At 34.2% G+C, this 18671-nt stretch carries 12 protein-coding genes; all 12 read right to left on the minus strand.

All coding sequences use genetic code 11. The annotated features are described in order from the left end of the window. Positions 1–30 precede the first annotated feature (30 nt). The 12 genes from STERM_RS11975 to STERM_RS12030 all read right to left on the minus strand — a co-directional run bounded on the left by STERM_RS11975 (position 31) and on the right by STERM_RS12030 (position 17180). The gene (locus STERM_RS11975; RefSeq protein ID WP_012861882.1) at positions 31–1644 is read right to left on the minus strand and encodes a PTS transporter subunit EIIC; all 1614 of its coding nucleotides are present in this window, start codon (positions 1642–1644) and stop codon (positions 31–33) included. Between the two features lie 15 nt (positions 1645–1659). Then, on the minus strand, positions 1660–2358 hold the full coding sequence (locus tag STERM_RS11980; protein WP_012861883.1) for an N-acetylmannosamine-6-phosphate 2-epimerase: 699 nt from the start codon (positions 2356–2358) through the stop codon (positions 1660–1662). 161 nt (positions 2359–2519) lie between these two features. Next, on the minus strand, positions 2520–3269 hold the full coding sequence (locus STERM_RS11985) for a purine nucleoside phosphorylase YfiH/LACC1 family protein (protein WP_012861884.1): 750 nt from the start codon (positions 3267–3269) through the stop codon (positions 2520–2522). 23 nt (positions 3270–3292) lie between these two features. Next, positions 3293–4033: a hypothetical protein gene (locus STERM_RS11990; RefSeq protein ID WP_012861885.1), complete on the minus strand. Its 741-nt coding sequence runs from the start codon at positions 4031–4033 to the stop codon at positions 3293–3295. Position 4034: 1 nt separating this feature from the next. Continuing rightward, the gene (locus tag STERM_RS11995) at positions 4035–4907 is read right to left on the minus strand and encodes a polyprenyl synthetase family protein (RefSeq protein WP_012861886.1); all 873 of its coding nucleotides are present in this window, start codon (positions 4905–4907) and stop codon (positions 4035–4037) included. Continuing rightward, the gene (gene xseB, locus STERM_RS12000; protein WP_012861887.1) at positions 4907–5128 is read right to left on the minus strand and encodes an exodeoxyribonuclease VII small subunit; all 222 of its coding nucleotides are present in this window, start codon (positions 5126–5128) and stop codon (positions 4907–4909) included. Before xseB ends, STERM_RS11995 begins: the two co-directional genes overlap by 1 nt. A gap of 20 nt (positions 5129–5148) precedes the next feature. Next, complete coding sequence (rsmD, locus tag STERM_RS12005) at positions 5149–5700, minus strand: 16S rRNA (guanine(966)-N(2))-methyltransferase RsmD (RefSeq protein WP_012861888.1); 552 nt, start codon at positions 5698–5700, stop codon at positions 5149–5151. Between the two features lie 9 nt (positions 5701–5709). Next, positions 5710–6204 carry a hypothetical protein gene (locus tag STERM_RS12010; protein WP_012861889.1) on the minus strand — a complete coding sequence of 165 codons (495 nt, stop codon included), beginning with the start codon at positions 6202–6204 and terminating at the stop codon, positions 5710–5712. A gap of 13 nt (positions 6205–6217) precedes the next feature. Beyond that, positions 6218–6874, minus strand: a complete 657-nt coding sequence (locus tag STERM_RS12015) for a hypothetical protein (RefSeq protein ID WP_012861890.1) — start codon at positions 6872–6874, stop codon at positions 6218–6220. A gap of 21 nt (positions 6875–6895) precedes the next feature. Further along, on the minus strand, positions 6896–7483 hold the full coding sequence (locus STERM_RS12020) for a hypothetical protein (RefSeq protein ID WP_012861891.1): 588 nt from the start codon (positions 7481–7483) through the stop codon (positions 6896–6898). A gap of 35 nt (positions 7484–7518) precedes the next feature. Next, on the minus strand, positions 7519–8538 hold the full coding sequence (gene queA / locus STERM_RS12025; RefSeq protein WP_012861892.1) for a tRNA preQ1(34) S-adenosylmethionine ribosyltransferase-isomerase QueA: 1020 nt from the start codon (positions 8536–8538) through the stop codon (positions 7519–7521). 239 nt (positions 8539–8777) lie between these two features. Continuing rightward, on the minus strand, positions 8778–17180 hold the full coding sequence (locus tag STERM_RS12030; protein WP_012861893.1) for an autotransporter domain-containing protein: 8403 nt from the start codon (positions 17178–17180) through the stop codon (positions 8778–8780). Positions 17181–18671 lie beyond the last annotated feature (1491 nt).

Raw genomic sequence — 18671 nt, forward strand, 5'->3', positions numbered from 1 at the left:
ATTTTATACTGCTGATATTTATTAAATTTTTTATATATTATATTTTTTTCTTATTTTATTTTTATATATTTCTGCCTGTGTTCCATAAATTACCTGTATCCCTTTACCAGAACGTATTACTCCTTTTGCGTTCAGCTCTTTCCATCTGTTATCATCCGATACTTTTGTTTCATCCTTTACGCTGACTCTCAGTCTTGTAATACATGCATCTATATTTTGTATATTATCAATTCCTCCAAGTGATTCTACTATATCAGTCAATAGCTTGTCCTCTCCGGCCTTTTCCTGATAATCCTTTTTAGTATACAGTTTATTTTCCGCACCTTCTCTTCCAGGTGTTGCATAATTAAATTTTATAATCATGAACTTGAATACATAATAATAAACCACTGCATATATCGGTCCAAGGATGAGTATCCACTGATATGATGTTTTCGACATTCCCTGAAGCAGACCAAAGAAAGTAAAATCTATAAGTCCTCTTGAAAATGTGATCCCCACTGCTACATCAAGCATCTGCATCAGCATATATGAAAGTCCTTCAAGTATTGCATGAATCAGGTATAACGGCGGTGCCACGAACAGAAACGTAAATTCTATCGGTTCTGTAATACCTGTCAGGAATGAAGTCAATGCTGCAGAAACCAATATACCTTTTATTATTTTTTTATTCTTAAAATCTGCAGTTTTGTACATAGCCAGTGCTGCTGCCGGAAGTCCGAACATCATCGGCAGAAAACCTCCTGTCATTGTCTTAGTTGCATTTGCACTAAAGTGTTTTACCGTAGTATCTGCAAGCTGTGCAAAGAATATGTTCTGTCCTCCCTCGACCATTTTTCCGCCCACTTCCATAACTCCTCCAAGCGGTGTATACCAGAACAGCGGATAAATTGCATGGTGCAATCCAAATACATTCAGAAGTCTCATTGAGAAGCCGTAAAGAAATGTTCCGGGATATCCCATTGCAGAAAAAGCTTCTCCTGCTTTTACTATTGTTCTGAATACTGCCGGCCAGAAAAAAGGAAATATTGCTCCTATTGGAATAAATATAAGTATTGTAATTACTGGTACCAATCTATTTCCACTAAAGAATGCCAGATAATCAGGCAGTGCAACATTTGAAAATTTATTTGTAACATAAGCCGAAACCATACCACAGATAATTCCGCCGAATACACCAGTCTGTAAAGTAAATATTCCCAGCTCACTTGCATACGAAGCTTTTATTCCCTGTGCTTCTGCCACACTCTTACCTGCCTGCATAAGATAATCCACTGATACTACATCAGGTGTTATTCCCATAAATTTTAATATAAGATTTATTACGGTATGAAATATTAAAAATCCCAGAACTGCAGATAATGCAGCAGTTTCCTTATTAATATTGGCAAGTCCTATTGCTATTCCTACTGCAAATAGCAAAGGAAGATTTGCAAATACCAGTGAACCTACAGTAGAACATAATATTAAGATTTTATTCATTATTGTTCCTTCTGCCAAAAAATTCAACTGATATGTTTGAATCAATGTAGGATTAGTAAAAGCACCTCCCACTCCTAACAAAATACCTGCCATTGGCAATATTGCAATCGGCAGCATAAAAGCTCTTCCTATTTTTTGTAAAACAGAAAATATACTCTTCATGATTTTCCTCCTAAATTATACTTCTTTTATTTTCTCGCTAAATGCTTTAGTTATTAACTGAGGCCTTGTTATTGCCCCGCCCACTACTACACAAAATACTCCCAGCTCCAATACTCTTTTTGCTTTTTCCGGAGTATCTATTTTTCCTTCTGCTATTACAGGAACAGTTATTGAATTTAACACATCTTTTAAAAATTTAAAGTCATTATCTGCTATATTCTGATTTTTTGTATTTTCTGTATAACCGTGAAGCGTCGTACCTATGAAATCAAATTTCAGCTTTTCAGCATTTTCTGCTTCTTCCACTGTGGAAATATCAGCCATAAACAGCTGTTTTGGATATTTCTCCTTTACAGTTTTAAAAAATTCATTTAATTCCGCTGCTTTGGGTCTCATTCTTAGGGTCGCATCCAGTGCTATTATCTCTGCACCGCTTTGAACAAGAGCATCTATTTCATCCATAGTAGGTGTTATATATACCTCAGAATCAGGATATTCTTTTTTTATTATCCCAATTACCGGCAGATTTACAGTTTTCTTTATTTCTGTTATGTCTGCCACGGTATTTGCTCTTATTCCGATGGCACCGCCTTCCTTTGCGGCAAGAGCCATCCTTCCCATGATGAACGAACTGTGCAGCGGTTCATCTTCTAATGCCTGGCATGATACAATAAGATTTTTTCTTAAGGTCTCCATTACTTCTTTATTTTTCATATTTTCTCCTTTTTGGAAATTTGCTCCTTTTTTTATTGTAAAAATAAATTTTCGTTCCACTAATTTATACCATATTTTTTTATTTTGTCAAATTAAATTTCCTATATAATAAAAAAACATGCCTGATATCCTGCTGTATCAGCATGTTTTTTATTTATTTTTTATTCAAAAGCTATAAGTGCAGTTGCTCTTCCTGAATCTTTTCCTTCTCTTCTGTAAGAATGAAATTTTTCTTCCATTGTACTCTCAGAAGCTGTAATAATATTTTTATCAGGAATTCCCATTCTCAAAGCCGATATTTTATTAAATCCCACATTATCAAAATAATATTTTGATTTATTTTTAGAATAAATAAATGAATTTTCTATAAGCTCTCTGTCAAATTTTTCTGTAAATTTTTCATAAAATTCTGTTCCTACTTCATAGTCAGAAACACCTATTCCTATTCCCAAAGCTAATAATATATTTTTGGGATTGCTTCCATACTCCTTTATCATAGTCTCCAAAAGATTTTTCTGTATTTCCTTATATGTCCCCGGCCATCCTGAATGTGCTACACCAATAGCATTATTTTCCATGTCATAGATAAATATAGGAAGGCAGTCTGCATAAAATGTAAACAATGCCACATCTTTCCTGTTAGTTATAAATCCGTCTATACCATGATAAGAATATCTTGTTACATGCTCATTAATTATTTTTATATTGTTACTGTGCGTTTGATGTGATTTTACTTCTATTCTTTCGTCCATTTTCAGCATTTTAAGTAATTTTGCTCTGTTTTCACAGGGCTTATCTTTACTTTCACAGTAATCTGACATATTACCAAGACTTTTTTTAGTGTATACCGCTGTTATTCCGTTTTTCTTGAATCTATCTACATAGTAATAATCTTTTTCTTCTCTATACATAACCTACCTCCGTTTAGAAAAAATTACTGTCTGCTGTCCAGCTCATTTTCATAAAAATCATATATTTTCAGCATATCTGCTCTTTCTGTTTCGGTCAATTCTCTTGTTCTTTTTGTATTAGTATAATCACTGTATAAAACTACCTCTATTTTTTCTCCTGATTTCAGAAGTCTCACCAGGTCATCAGTCTGTTTATCATCCAGAATAAAAGCTACATACTCTTCTGTATTCAGATTAGCTCTTGTTCTGTCCAGCCAAAACGAATTGCCGGAAAGCTTCATTGCTTCAAAGTTTATTCTTACCAGATCTCTTGAGCTTTTAAAATCTACGGCACCCATATGAAACCAGTTTTTACTTCTGTTTTTTATAGAAAGATAAAGATATTTTCTGTTATCAGCATTTTTATCATCCTTGATAAAGAAAAATACATAATCATCCTGTTTAAAAATATTATTTTCAAGTTTATAATAAACCGGTTCTTTTTCAAAATCAATTTTTATAAAATTATATAAAAACTTCTTCACAGCACCGGGTTTTTCAGGATATTCAGGAAATATTTCTTCTTTTTCACTTTCAGAAAGGCTGTTAAAATAAACCTTGTCTTTTTTCTCCAGAAGCTCTATACCATTTCCCGCAGCATAGGTATTATATTCTTTTGTTTCCTTATATCCTGTATTTACTATTCTTTCATAGTTTGTAACAGTTCTGCATGATGTTATCCCCAGCACCAGTAATGAAAGAAAAAATATTTTCTGTATTTTCATGTCACTCACCCCTGTTACTGATATAATCTGCCAGCTCTACCAGAATTTCAGCATTTTCAAAATTTTCTCTTATTAATTGTTTGGCCTTTTCAGTATAATCATTCAGAATTTCCTTTGTTTTTTCCAGTCCGAAAAGCTTAGGATAAGTAGTCTTATTATTCTTTTCATCGCTTGATTCTTTTCCGGTTTTTTCAAAATCTCCTTCTATATCCAAAAGGTCATCTTTTATTTGAAAAGCAATTCCTATTAATTCAGAATACTCCAGAAGAACTTCTTTTTGTTTTCCTTCTATGGCCAGAGCCTCCAGAGGAAGTTCCACTGCAGCCTTTAATAATTTCCCTGTTTTATGGCTGTGTATATATTTTAGAGTATCAAAAGATATTTCTTTATTCTCAGATTCCATATCAACATATTGCCCGCCGACCATTCCGTTTATTCCCGAATAATCTGACAGAATTCTGATTATATTTACTTTTCCGGAATTTTCTATTTTTTCAGAAGCGGAGATCACATAAAAAGCATAAGTCAGTAAAGCATCACCGGCAAGAATAGCCGTAGCTTCATCAAATTTTTTATGAGTAGTAAGTTTTCCTCTTCTGTATGTATCATCATCCATAGCCGGAAGATCATCATGTACAAGCGAATATGAATGTATACATTCCAATGCTGCTGCTGTATCTTCTATCCTGCTGTAATCTTGATTAAATATATCTGCTATCATATACATGAGAACCGGTCTCAGTCTTTTTCCCCCGTTCATCACCGAATAAATCATTGATTCAGCCAATCTTTCAGGATATTTCAGCTCTGTCATTTTTTCCTGCAGATATTTTTCAAAAATCTCTCTTTTTTCTTTTAAATATATTTTCAGCATTACTCAAACTCCTCTAATACTATATCATTATTTTTTTCCAATACCTTCATTACTTTTCCCTCAGCAGCCTCAAGAAGTGTTTCTGACTCCTTTATGAGCTTTATTGCTTTTTCATATTCTTTTATAGAATCATCCAGAGATAATTCACCTGCTTCAAGCTTTTCTATTATTTCATCAATTTCCAGTATTCTTTCTTCAAAATTTTTTTTCTTTGCTGACATAAAATCACCTCTTCAAATTTTTATTTATATCTGTAAAAAGACAGAATTTTTTTGTTATAATCTCTTTCGTCATATTTAACAAGGTCACCTATCTCATCAGGAAGCTTTTCATAATTTCCATGTTCCGAGATGATAATCCCCTCTTTTTTTAAGACTTTGCACTCTGAAATTTTTTTCAGCGTATCAAAAGATATATTTTCTTTATATGGAGGATCCAAAAATATTATATCAAACAGCTCGCCTTTTCTCTGTAATATTTCCAATGCACGAATTACATCATTCTTATATGCTCTTGATATATTTTCAAAACCACAGTTATTTATATTTTCTATAATTATTCTAAGTGCTTCTTTATCCTGCTCTATTAATATTGCTCTTCTTGCTCCGCGGCTTAAAGCCTCTATTGCTATACTCCCGGTACCTGCATACAGATCCAGAAAGCTGCTGTCTGTTATTTCATCGCTTATTATGCTGAAAATAGCCTCTTTCACACGCTCAAGCGTAGGTCTTGTTTCTCTTCCTTCTTTGGTTTTCAGTTTTTTATTTTTAACACTTCCAGCTACTACTCTCATAATACCACCTTAATCTAAAAATATATAATTATCGTTTTTATCTTTTTTTACTTTTCCTGATATTGTCTTATTCTTAAATACGAGTTTATAAAATAATATTCCTGATATTCCAAGTAAACTCCATAATACTGTTTTCACAAGAACAAGACCTGTTTTATCTGTATAAAATGCATACATTATATTCAAAAGAGAAAATAAAAACATAATTCTGTAACCGAAGCCATTTCCTTCCTTCAGATAAAAAAACAGAAAAAAGGCAAGTATAATTACCAGAAAATTCATGCTTAATGCTGCATTTATTACTAACAGAAATATAATTATATAGTTATAATATTTTGTCTTATTTCTTACCTCTAGCGGAAGGTACTCAGCCACTTTATCAGCAAGAACACTATCATCATTCCCGTCTTTCAGAGTGTTATAAATGCTTTTCTGACTTCTGCCCGAAGCAAGTGCTTCCCTTATTTCTTTCTCAAGAGAATACTTTGTCTCTTTTTTTTTCATAAATTCTCCCTGTCTACTCATATTTTATCGTGAGTATTCCGTCCAGTAATACATCTTTGGCATTCATATAATAAGTTCCATCGGAATTTTCATAAAATTCATATACTCCGTAAGCAATTGAGCTTATATTTTTGTCTCCCTTGTCTATATTTATTTCCAGAACATCAGCTTTGTTTTCCAAAAAATTATTCTTTATATTAAAACTATAATTCAGCTCATTCTCCTCTATATTTTTTAATATATAGGAAATCTGCATTACTATTGATTTTCCTGTATGAATTTTTCCTCCTATGCCGAACCATTCTCTCTGTATTTTGCTGCCGTCCTCTTCAAAATTTATTACTGCACGCAAATTCGGAACGTCATTTTCTCCGATTTTATATTTTATTTTTTCAATATACTTATTTGGTGTCTTTTCAAGATATTGATCCAGCGAAAAAATATATGTTTCCTTTATATCCCTGTTATCTGTATTCTCTAAAATATACCTTGTTTTTACTGATATTTTATTATCTTTCAAAAATTTTATATCTATAATTTCTTTTGCTATTTTTATATTTTCTTCACGTACTATTTTTAAATTTCCAACATTTATAAATTTAGATTCTGCAATAGTATTTTCAGAAAAACACAATACTGAAAATAATAAAAATACAATTACTTTTTTCACAATTCCTCCCTGTTTCTATTTTCATTGTTTTCCTATAAAATATATCAAATTTTCAGTTTTTTTCCCATTATTCAATAAAAATTCCGAAAAATTTCCATATTTTATCCTTACATCCTTTTTCAAAACAAAAAATAAAAATAACTCTGAACCATCATCTAAAAAATACATTTTCAGGTTATTTGCTTCCAATACCTCTGAAATAAAGTCAAAGAATAATTCCGTGCTGTATCTCCTGTCAGTAAAAAAACATTTCCTCAATATTTCCAATATTACTTCCTGAGTAAGTATCTCCTGAAATAAAATATCAAACATTTCTGCTGCTCTGTTCCATTCTGCTTCTTTATCAAATATATCTTCTCTGTAATAAAGAACTCCCAAGCTGTAGTATACGGCAAATTTTTTCAAAACTGCATAAATATTTGTATTATCAGTATTATTTCCAAATACTTCTTTATGTTTAAAAATCTCCTCTGTATATTTCTTTTTATCATCATAAAATAAATATATATATTTTTCAAATTCATGATATTTCTCTTTCAGAATTATCTTTGATATTTCTATTATTTTTCTGCTTTTTATATTAAAAATTATTTTTTTAATGTTAGTCATAAAACACCTTATAATTTTTTATTTTTATAAAAAAATTAATATATAAACATTGCGTCTCCAAAACTGTAAAATCTGTATTTCTCCTGAATCGCAGTTTCATATGCCGTAAAAATAAAATTCTTTCCTGCAAATGCGGATATAAGCATAAGCAGAGTTGATTTCGGCAGATGAAAGTTCGTAATCAGGGCATCTACTATTTTAAATTTATAATCTCCATATATGAATATATCTGTTTCACCATCGCCCGAAATCACCTCTGCCCCGTTATTAGAGGATTCCAGTGTTCTCACAGTGGTCGTCCCCACAGCAATAATCCTTCTGCCTTCTCTCTTGGCTCTGTTAATAATCTCTGCACTTTCTTCCGGAATATGATATTTTTCATGGTGCATTTTATGTTCTAATATATTTTCTGTCTGTACAGGTCTGAATGTACCCAGCCCTACATCAAGGTATATCTCTGTCAGCTCTACTCCGGAATCTTTCAATTTTTCCAAAAGCTCATTTGTAAAATGCAGTCCTGCTGTAGGTGCCGCCACTGACTCTCCCTCTTTAGCATATACTGTCTGATATCTGTTCTTATCTTTCAGTTGTTCAGTAATATAAGGCGGAAGCGGCATTTCACCCAATTCATCAAGTATTTCCTCAAAATTTCCCTCATATATAAATTCCAGTATTCTGTTTCCGTCGTCTTTTACTTCTTTCAAAACTGCTTCCAGTTTTCCCTCAAGAAAAACCAGCTTTTGTCCGATTTTCAGTTTTTTGGCAGGTTTCAAAAGAACTTCCCATGTATTTAAATCAATACGTTTTAATAAAAAGCATTCAAGAATACTTCCAGTATCTTTCTTTCCGAATAATCTGGCAGGAATAACCCTTGTTCTGTTTACTACAAGAACATCTCCTTTTTTCAGATAGTCGGATATATTATAAAACTTTTTATGCTCTATGACCTGCTTATTCTTCTCAAGTACCATTAACTTTGAATGATCTCTCGGTTCCATAGCACTCTGTGCTATCAAATTATCTGGCAGGTCAAAATCAAAATCCGATAGTTTCATTTTTTCTCCTTGTGTTTCATCTACATTGTTTTATTTTTGAATCTTTTATATTATAACACATTTTCCTTATTAAAATATATTAAAAATATATTTTTGCATTTATTTATTTCAACAGAAAAAATCTGTTCAAAATAAATTCAAGCTGACTTTTTAGGTCACACTATATTTACTGTAATAAAAAATGAGTGTTTCCGGATTGAACATTTCCCGGAAACACTCCGCTTTAACATTTTTGTAAATTAAAATACTGCTTTCAATGTTACTCCTGCTCTGTAATCATCTTCCTTATCATTTCCTGTTGAATACTCTCCTGTAAGGAATATTCCATATCTGTCTTCTATCTCTAAGCCTATTGCTGCTTTTGTTCTGAATGTTCCTTTTTCATCTTCAGGTTTTGATAATTTATGATAACCATCTTCTACTGCTATCAGTCTCGCTTTTTCTCTTTCATTAAGATCCGCGAGCTCATATTCATATGCAAAATCGAATATTCCTTTTAACTGCCATGCTGTGTTAGCTCCTAAAGGTAGTGCTCCTTTCAGCTCTACCCCTGCTCTCGGCTTCGCACTCCATGCATCATTTCCTTCTACCTCAAGTGCTTCCAGTCCGCTTTCATTAAATGTAGGTCTTGTCACATACATTGCTCTGAATGCTCCATACGGCATCAGGCTTGCTTTTTTACCTAAGCCAAATTCTTTTCCGAGTATATTGTCACTTGTTATACTGTATGTTTCATATGATCCGTTCATTTCTGATCTGCTGTTAGGACTTGGCCAGTCTATATTTCTGTCTACATTATGAATACTTGCTCTTCCAGTCAGATCATTTACTACTTTCCATCCATTTGATCTATACTTATTATGCACTCCAAGCTGGATTGTATCTACCCATTCTTCACTTTCATTTCCGTCTTTGAATTCAAAGCCTGTATGAACATATCCCAGTGAATAGCCAAATGTATGCTTATATGTTCTTTCCACTTCTCTTAAAGCAAGTACTCCTGTTGTTGTATAATCATAACCCACTACTCCGTCTGTTTCTTCTTTGTTCTTTCCTTTTCCAGCTATTACACTTATTTTTACATTTTCTTTTGTGTTGTTTGCAGAATCCTGCAATAAGTGCAGTGATTCTTCAAATGCCTTTGCTATGTCATATTCTCTCTGGTTTATATTAGCATATACATTTCCTGCAAGACTTGCCATTATATGTCTAAAGTCAGATTCATTTGTTATGTAGTTGATCTTATCAAATATTTTTCTTCCCTCACCATAAGTAACGGCATATTTCTCATTCATCACTCTTCCAAAGTCTTCGTACCACAAGCCGTCTGTAAATTCTGTATATGCTTTTCTTGTCATTACCATATTTGATCCGTCTGCTGTTGCTGTCCATGTTAATGACTGCGATATGTACTCTCCTTTTCCTGTTGCTCCTTTGAATATATTTTCAAATACATATCTGTCTGAAGCTGTTCCAGTGGCAAAATCAGGAGCTACTTCCAGTCTGTCCGGTATTACACCGCCGAACCCTACCTGGCTTGATGAATTTGTTGTTGGTGTATTTGTAGATGGATCTATTGTTACTATTACTCTTATTCCATCATAATTAAAGTTCCCTCCAACATTCACATTTATTACTCCGGTATTTGTTAAAGTCGGCATTCTGTCAGCTTCATACTGTTTTGATGTATATCCTTGTGTTGTGCCAGTACTATCTTTTACATTGTTTTTGTCTACAGTAGAAGTATACAGTATTCCCATTCCTGTTCCCGTTATATTTATAATTCCGTTATTTACCAGCTTAGTATCATCTCCAGCCAAATATATTCCTGCCACATCATTACCGGTTACATTTATTATTGATCCGGTATGATTGTATATCTGGGCTCCGCTCTGTCCTGCTATTCCTATTACTCCTTCACCAGTCATATTAATTGTACCATAGTTATTTACTACTGCATTCTCTGCTGCAAATATTCCCTTGGCATTATCTCCGAAACCATTTATAATTCCTCTGTTCTCCGCTGTATAACCTGCTCCTTTTACATAAATTCCTATCCCGTCTTTTCCTACCTGTATAGTTTTGCCTGCATTATTCGTTATATTAGAATTTTCACCGTATATTCCCACTGAATAGCCCGTTTTATATTTTTCTCCCTTTGAATCTATGTGTTCTACTAAATTTGAATCTCCTAATATTATATCTGCATTATTTATTATACCTGCATTTTTGGCATATATTCCTATATTCGAAACTCCTGTATTACCTGTTATATCTGCATTGTTTATAAAAGATCCGCCGTTTTTCAGGTAATACCCTATGTTATCTGATCCTGTCATTGTCAGTGTTCCGCTGTTATCCGCTGCCAATACAGAATCAGCAAATACAAATATACTGTTATTTCCTATTACTGATGATTGATTATTTATAAATGACGGGGCTGTACTTCCTGTGAATACAAATCCGTATGATCCGTCTCCCACTGATACTGTAGAATCATTTAGTACCATTCCTGTCTGATTTACTGCATATACTCCCACTCCGTCATTCTGACCCACTGTTATTGATGATCCGGGGTGTAAAATTATTGTTCCTCCCTCTGAATATATACCTGTTCCACCGTTTCCTGCTGTTATTGATCCGTCATTTGTTATATTTCCGTTCTTATTATAGATTCCTACTCCATTATCTCCTACATTTACTGCACTTGCTGTCATATTATGAATATTACTGTTTATGTTATCAGCATAGATTCCTACACCCGGCTGTGTCTGACTTGCAGAATTACCTATTAATATTGTACCTGCATTGACTATACTATTAGCACCGGCTGTGTATATCCCTATTGACTGGTCTCCGGTTAAGCTTATTTTATTGCTGTTTATTATTGTTGTCGGTATTGACGCTGAATTTTCCGAATATATTCCTACTGCTTTCTGACTTCCGCTGTTTATTTCCGATATACCTGAATTCAAAATAAAGTCTCCGTCTTTTAGGAACAATCCTGTCGATTCCTGTCCGATTGTAATAATTCCGTTGTTGTTGACTATATGCGAGCCTGCTCCTTCTCCATATATTCCTACTGAATTATTAGTTAATGTTATCGTTCCTTCATTTCTTCCTCTTGCTCCTCCTGTCAGATACATTCCTGCTGATGAATCTCCAAGTGTTATTGATCCTAAGTTCGTTCCTTCTTCATTTACTGTTATTCCTGATCCTGACACCACATGACCCGGTACTCCTGAATGCTGTCCGCTTAATACCATTCCCGATACATTTGTTCCTGTTGAATTTATATTTGAAGATAAACCAAATAATGCTGCTGTCCCGATTCCGTTTATTAACGATCCGTTTGAACCTAATGTTGCAGATGTATTATTATAGAAATCCCCGCCTATCATATTTCCTACTACATATGTTGAGCCTGGCGCTGAGTTTACTGTAAACGGTGTTGACAGATTTATACTTGAACTTGAATCTGTTATCATTAATGTTATGTTTTGCCCGTTTACTGCTATCGTTCCTCCAAGATTTGTGAAGCTGCTTCCGTTTGTCAGGTAGTAGCCTATTGCGTTATCTCCATTCAGTGACATTGTTCCGCCGTTTATATTCCCTGTACTTCCGCTTGCATATATTCCTACTCCGTCTTTTCCCACTGTTATATTTCCGTCTATATTCAATGTCGAATTTACTGCATATATTCCTATTCCTGCCGCACCGCTTGATACATCTATATTTGAGCCTGTTCCAAGTGTTATTAATGAATTCGCTGCCGGAAGTGCTGTATTATTGGCATATATCCCGTATCCTCCATGTGCTGTCCCTGTTGAGATTATATTTCCGTTATTATTTATATTTATTGTTCCGTTTCCATATAATTCCGGAGTAGTTAAATAGTTTACCCCATATATTCCTACACTTTTATTTCCTATATTTACTGTTCCCGCATTTGTTATCACAGTTCCGTTTGCTCCGTATATTCCTACTGATTCTTCTCCTGTTACTTTTATAAAGCTTCCGGCTCCTGTATTTGTTATATCTCCAAAATCTGCCAATATCCCTGTAGATTTATTTCCTGACATATCTATTACATTATTATTGTTTATTGTTATTCTTGCTCTATCAACAGGAGCTGCTCCTGTTCCGTAGTTTACCTGTCCTACTCCCAGCTGTCCGGCATTTGATCCTGTTATTGATGAATTTACATCTACACTTGAATTTATGAAATCTGATTTATTATATGAATCTGCTGCATTGTTCAGGTTTACTGCCTGATCTACTATCAAAGTTCCTTTTGTTATAGAAAACGGTGTATAGTTTGGATTACTTGATGATGATATCTTTACCTGCGGTGTTATCGTTGCTCCCGGAGCATATGCCGCTCCCAGTGAGCTAAGCAGTATTGTTCCCGGTGTATCAAGTATCGCCAGTTTTGAAGTAGGATCCTTCAGATTTACTTCCAGTGTTCCTCCGCCTGTTACTAAGCTGCTCAGATATGTATTCAGGGCTCCTGTGGATGAAAATGCCATTCCTCCTGCTTCTACATCTACTACTATATTATTTCCTACAGGTATATTTATATTTCCTGAACCATTATTCAGAGCAAATATACCTCCGTTATCCACTACTGATTTATATGTTCCCGACAGCTGTATTGTTGCTCCGTTATCTGCATAAAGACCTATTGCTCCGCTTCCTGTCTTTATTATTCCGCCTGACAGATTATTTACAGTTCCGGCTTTGGCATATAGACCTGCTCCGTTTTGCGAATATACTTCTATATTACCGCTTCCCATACTGAAAGTTCCTGACTGATTATATACACCTACCTGATCTTTATCAGTTCCCACAGCTGTCAGCCTTATATTTCCGGCATTAATACCTATTCCATGACTGCTTACATACATACCTATTGCTTTATCTGCAGATAGCGGCAGAGACTGTATATTTCCGCTGTTTGTTATAGTTCCTGTATTACCTGCTGATGCTCCGATACCATACATTCCTGTTACATTATCTCCGACGGATATTGTGCCTGTATTTGTTCCTGATGAAGTATTCCCGGCTGTAGCTTCTACATACATTCCTATTCCCGAATCCACACTGTCTATTTTTACTGCTGCACCGCTGCTCATATTAGAATTTTTCAGATAAATTCCTGTCCCGTCTCCGCCGGTAACTTCGATACTACCTGTTATTGAGGTTGATGTGCTTTCTTCTCCATATATTCCCACTGCATTTCCGCCGCTTGCAGATTCTGCTTTTATTGTTCCTGCACTGGTTAGATTAGTTTTTCCTGCAAATACTCCTATTATATTTCCTGTTCCTTTTAAGTCTATGTTTGAAGCAGATGTAAGATTGACTGATGAATTTGCCAGCGCCAGTACATTATTTGTGTAAATTCCGGTTACATTCCCTGTTACTCCTCCGCTCACAGTTTTTATGTCTTTATCATTTGTAATATCTATTGTATCATTTCCATACCCTAATACTGACGAAGCATTTACCCCGTCAAAATAATTTCTTCCGTACATTCCTACAGAACCAGTTCCAAGCTCTATCAATCCTTCATTCAGTGCTTTGGAACCATTAGCTGTGTATATTCCCACAGAACTTGCACCTAGAGTTATTTTCCCTGAAGCCGAATTTTTCATAGTTATATAATCTCCGGCAATTGCTGTAGACCCGGTTCCTGCTAATGAAATCGTACCGTTATTTGTAATATATCTTCCAGCAAGCGTACCTGACGGAGTATTTTTCTGTGCTATGGCAACATATTGTTTTGCCAGAGTCGGTCCGGATACTGTTATACCATTATTTACCGTTATGTTGGAATCAAGGAACTGAATTTTACCATATGATCCGGAATCTAAATTAGATTCTGCGGTATTATTTAATGCAAGTTCTACACCCTTCATTACATATTGGTTATACCCAGATGAAGCTCCTAAATTAAAAATAGTGGTCAGGTCATTAAGACCGGCAAAGTCTGAAATATCAGCAGCTCCTGATACTCCATTAACATAAAGAAGACTTGAACCTGCCGCCATACTTAACTGTAAATTTCCCGCACCGGTAAAAGCTGACTGAAGTCCTGTTACCATAGTATTTATCTGACTGATACTGCTTACATCTACATACATGGCCAATCCGCCGGATGCCACACTTGCAGATGTTCCCGGAGCTATATTGTATTTTCCTGTAAATACTCCGGAATTTGCATAGTTATAAAATAAAAGTCCTCCTGACCTCACTTCTGCTATATTTGTCCCTGATAAATTAATAGTGGAATTTGCACCCGAATACATTGCTATTCCGCCATTTTGGGCTACTATTTTTCCGCCGCTTATATTTGTGTTAGTTGTTCCTGTAGAATATACTCCTATGGAATTTTCACCGCCTGAAGTAATTGTCCCTCCTGATAATGCAAATGTCCCGGAATTATACACTCCTGCAGATCTTTCTCCTGTTAATGATATAGTTCCTGTTGTCATTTTATTCGCTGCCGAAGTAGTAGAAAATATCCCTATGGAATCATCACCTGAAACAACTATTGCTCCTGTATTTTCAGCCATTCCTCCATTTGTCGAATACATTCCTGCCGAACTTGCACCGCTTATACTGATATTTGCACCTGCCAGATTTTGAATAGTTGCTGTCTGAGCTCCTGAATTACCATTTGCAATCATTGCAAAATTTGATCCGCCGCTTACATTTATTTTCCCGGAATTTTTGGCAACAGGATTTCCCGCTCCCAGACTTATTGTTCCTATATCCACACGCATACCCGTATTTCCGTTTCCGGTACTGCTGACATTAATTATCCCGGTACTTGTATTCTCTATATCATTATTCCCAAGTATTCTAAGATACATACCTATACTGTCTTCTATGTTATCTTTAAGGTTTATGTTTCCTGTATTTTTTACTTTTCCGGTACTCCCGTTAACTTTCGATGTAACTGTAGCATCATCCATCACTGCTATTCCGGCTGATAAATCTGCTTTATCCGTTCCATCAGGATTTTTTCTTAATTCAATGGTACCGCTGTTTATGACTCCTTTAAAATTAGCATTGCTGCTTGCCCCGAATTTCATTGCGTAGCTTTCTTTTCCGCTTATACTTATAGTATTTTTATTTTCCAGACGTGTTGATCCGGAAGTGATACTTGGCAGATAAACATACATTCCTATTGAATTTTTACCTCTAAAATCTATTGTTCCTGTATTTAGTAAATCAAGTTTTTCAGTTCCTGAATTTGCATTTTCCTGCACAAGTGCAATTCCCACTTTATATCCTACATAGCCATCTGATGTTTTATTTATATCATAAAGTGCACCAAGCGGACCTGTAATAGTGCCGCTTATACTCGAATCCTGTATAAACGGATCATCTTTTTCTGTTTTATCTGTAATTAATCCTGAATTTTCTATACTTTTTACATCTCCGGCATTATTTCCCTGTGTAACCAGTCCTAATGTCAAGATACCTTTTAAATTTAATGTTCCGCTGAGCAATAAATTTCCTGAACCATTATCAAATTCAAAAAATCTGGATCCCCCTATAAAAAATCTCTGATTATTCAAATTTGTTCCCTGTGAAGCCTGCACATTAATAACTGTAGCTCCGTTTTTCCATGCATTAACAGAAACTCCCAAAGAATTAGTGTTAAACGAATCAAAATTATATGTACCTGCTAAAGTATACGGTGCGCTCATAGTCCCTTCATCATTTCCTAATTTGAAAGCATATCTCATCTCTGCCCCGCTGTTATTAGCCCATGTGTAATGCAGCCGGTTCACAAATCCGCTGCCGTCAGTATAAGTGGCACGGGCATGAGAATATCCTCCGTTACCTCCTCCGCTTGTTGCCCAGCTGTTCCAGTCTGCCCCAAGTAATATTGAAAAGTTTGGCGGTGCTGATAAGCCTGGCGGTGTTACATTTGGGGTTACCGGGTTAAAGCTGCTTATATCAATAGGAGAAATAGTCGGCGGTGTCACAGAAACGCTGCTTGGCGGTGTCAATGTCCCTATATTAGGTACTGTAAATGAAGCCAACGGCGGCAGTACTGGTGTTATTGCTCCCACTGACGGTAATCCCGGTGCTACCGGTGTTACCAAAGGCAGTGAAGGCTTGGCTACTCCAAGTGATATAGGCTGTCTGCTTGGTTCTCTTACCTGTACAGTTACACCAAGGTCTATTTCTTTCGGCTGCTGCAGTTCCTTATACGGCTTTCCGGCCATTCCATTTATCATTCCGCTTGTCATTACATAATTACCATATTCATCATGATATCCCGATACTTTTGAATGATACTGTGCATTTTCTCTGGTATTGTCTTTTCCCTCGCTGTACTCATCATAAAAGCCTGTAAAAAATACCTGCCACTCCAGATATTCCGGTTTTACTATATAGTCACTCTGTAAATATAAATCCTTCAATTCTTTATTTTTTTGATTGAGTATTCTTTCTATTATTTGATACGTTTTTTGATTAGAGCTTCCTTTTTCTATATTTTTAACTATACTGTTATACATTCGCTCATATTTAGGGCTTACTGTAGTTTCAGCTCCTGCTGTATAAGCTGATAGTATCGAGTTTACTGCCAGAAACGATACTAATAATTTTTTATTTCTTTTCATTATTCCTCCAAATTATTTTTTATCTTATAGTGTTTTCTGCTTTATATTGTTCTCTTCTAAAATAAAATGTTTTTTATTTTTTGTCTATTTTTCCTCTTTTGTAAGCTTTCCCCACTCTCTCACCACTGTTTAGCCATTCTTTAAATTGTACCACTTCCCTCCTGTTATCTGTATTCATCGGTAGGGCTGAATACTGTATTGCTGATTAATATTAAGACATCCCTCTTGATATTTCTCCTCATTTGGCATTAATTCATCATCTTCTGCCTTTGTTCTGCCAAATAATACTGTCAGTAACTTCTTTCTCCCGGGAATTTCACTTTTATTCTTCAGTTATGCCTGCTCTCACACCATGAATATTCAATGATAATATAACTGACAATAACACAAAAATTATTTTCCTCATTTATACCTCCTTTTCTTGGTTTTTTAGAAACTTTGCTATATTCTGTTTTATATTAGACTGCAATTTTTCCTGAATTTTGTATTTTTTATTGATCCGCCTTTCAAAAACATTTATATTTTAATTAAATTTCAAGATTATTATTTTAAATCTCACAAATAATCTGTTATGAATATTTTACTAAATTCAAGCTTTAAAGTCAATTTTAATGAAAAAAAAACAATAAAATAATAAAATGTCAGACTTCTCTCCGGGAAATTTAGTTTACGATTTCTAAATTTTTCAAAAATATAATTACTTTTTTATTCTAAATATTAATTATAAAATTATTCCCTTTTTATTTATAGAAATACTTAGCTCTATGTTTTTTTATCTAATATATTTATTATTTCTGTTTTCAAAAAAATCCCTCTTTTTCAAAAGTACATTTCATCAATATTTTCAGCCGATTTATATACAGAATAATTCTAGGTAATTTCTTCATCTGTTAACCTTACAGCATATCGTATTATTAATTTTTATATATACTCTAAAATAAATTTAAACAATATGATTAAATACGTATTTCAATTTAAAATTAAATCAATTACTAAAGATTATACTTTAATTTTGAGTTTTCAGACAACTCTATATTTTACATGTTCTATAATTTTTTTAAACTGTGATATTATTTGATATTTTAAATATTCAGTTTCTGAGAAATTGCATTATGTAGGACGGCAAAAGGTTTTTTATTCAGTATGATACTTGTGAAACTATAAATAGGCAAAAGCATTGCTAACCTCTATATGACAATCTGAATAAATCAATAGAATATCAGAAGATAAAAAAACTGTTGCTGCACTTCTTCTGATACTTATGATAATGCCTGAAAAGAAGCAGCTTCCATATATTAGTAATCAGATAAAATTGTTATGTGTACGGCAGAAAAGAAGATATATTTATTGGAATGATACTGCATATCACTTATGGGACTTACAGTAAAAGGCTCTAATAAGCTTCGAAAAGACTCAGCTCTTTTGAAAAAAGGATATAATTTGCAGCTTCATGTTTTTCACCATTTTTATAAAATATTGGTCAAGAGAGAA

Source organism: Sebaldella termitidis ATCC 33386, from assembly GCF_000024405.1.
Taxonomy (GTDB): domain Bacteria; phylum Fusobacteriota; class Fusobacteriia; order Fusobacteriales; family Leptotrichiaceae; genus Sebaldella; species Sebaldella termitidis.

Excerpts from the sequence above, each read along its gene's own strand:
- STERM_RS11980 (WP_012861883.1), bottom strand. The coding sequence starts at position 2,358 with ATGAAAAATAAAGAAGTAATGGAGACCTTAAGAAAAAATCTTATTGTA.
- STERM_RS11995 (WP_012861886.1), bottom strand. The coding sequence starts at position 4,907 with ATGCTGAAAATATATTTAAAAGAAAAAAGAGAGATTTTTGAAAAATAT.
- STERM_RS12010 (WP_012861889.1), bottom strand. The coding sequence starts at position 6,204 with ATGAAAAAAAAAGAGACAAAGTATTCTCTTGAGAAAGAAATAAGGGAA.
- queA (WP_012861892.1), bottom strand. The coding sequence starts at position 8,538 with ATGAAACTATCGGATTTTGATTTTGACCTGCCAGATAATTTGATAGCA.
- STERM_RS11990 (WP_012861885.1), bottom strand. The coding sequence starts at position 4,033 with ATGAAAATACAGAAAATATTTTTTCTTTCATTACTGGTGCTGGGGATA.
- STERM_RS12020 (WP_012861891.1), bottom strand. The coding sequence starts at position 7,483 with ATGACTAACATTAAAAAAATAATTTTTAATATAAAAAGCAGAAAAATA.
- xseB (WP_012861887.1), bottom strand. The coding sequence starts at position 5,128 with ATGTCAGCAAAGAAAAAAAATTTTGAAGAAAGAATACTGGAAATTGAT.
- STERM_RS11975 (WP_012861882.1), bottom strand. The coding sequence starts at position 1,644 with ATGAAGAGTATATTTTCTGTTTTACAAAAAATAGGAAGAGCTTTTATG.
- STERM_RS11985 (WP_012861884.1), bottom strand. The coding sequence starts at position 3,269 with ATGTATAGAGAAGAAAAAGATTATTACTATGTAGATAGATTCAAGAAA.
- rsmD (WP_012861888.1), bottom strand. The coding sequence starts at position 5,700 with ATGAGAGTAGTAGCTGGAAGTGTTAAAAATAAAAAACTGAAAACCAAA.
- STERM_RS12030 (WP_012861893.1), bottom strand. The coding sequence starts at position 17,180 with ATGAAAAGAAATAAAAAATTATTAGTATCGTTTCTGGCAGTAAACTCG.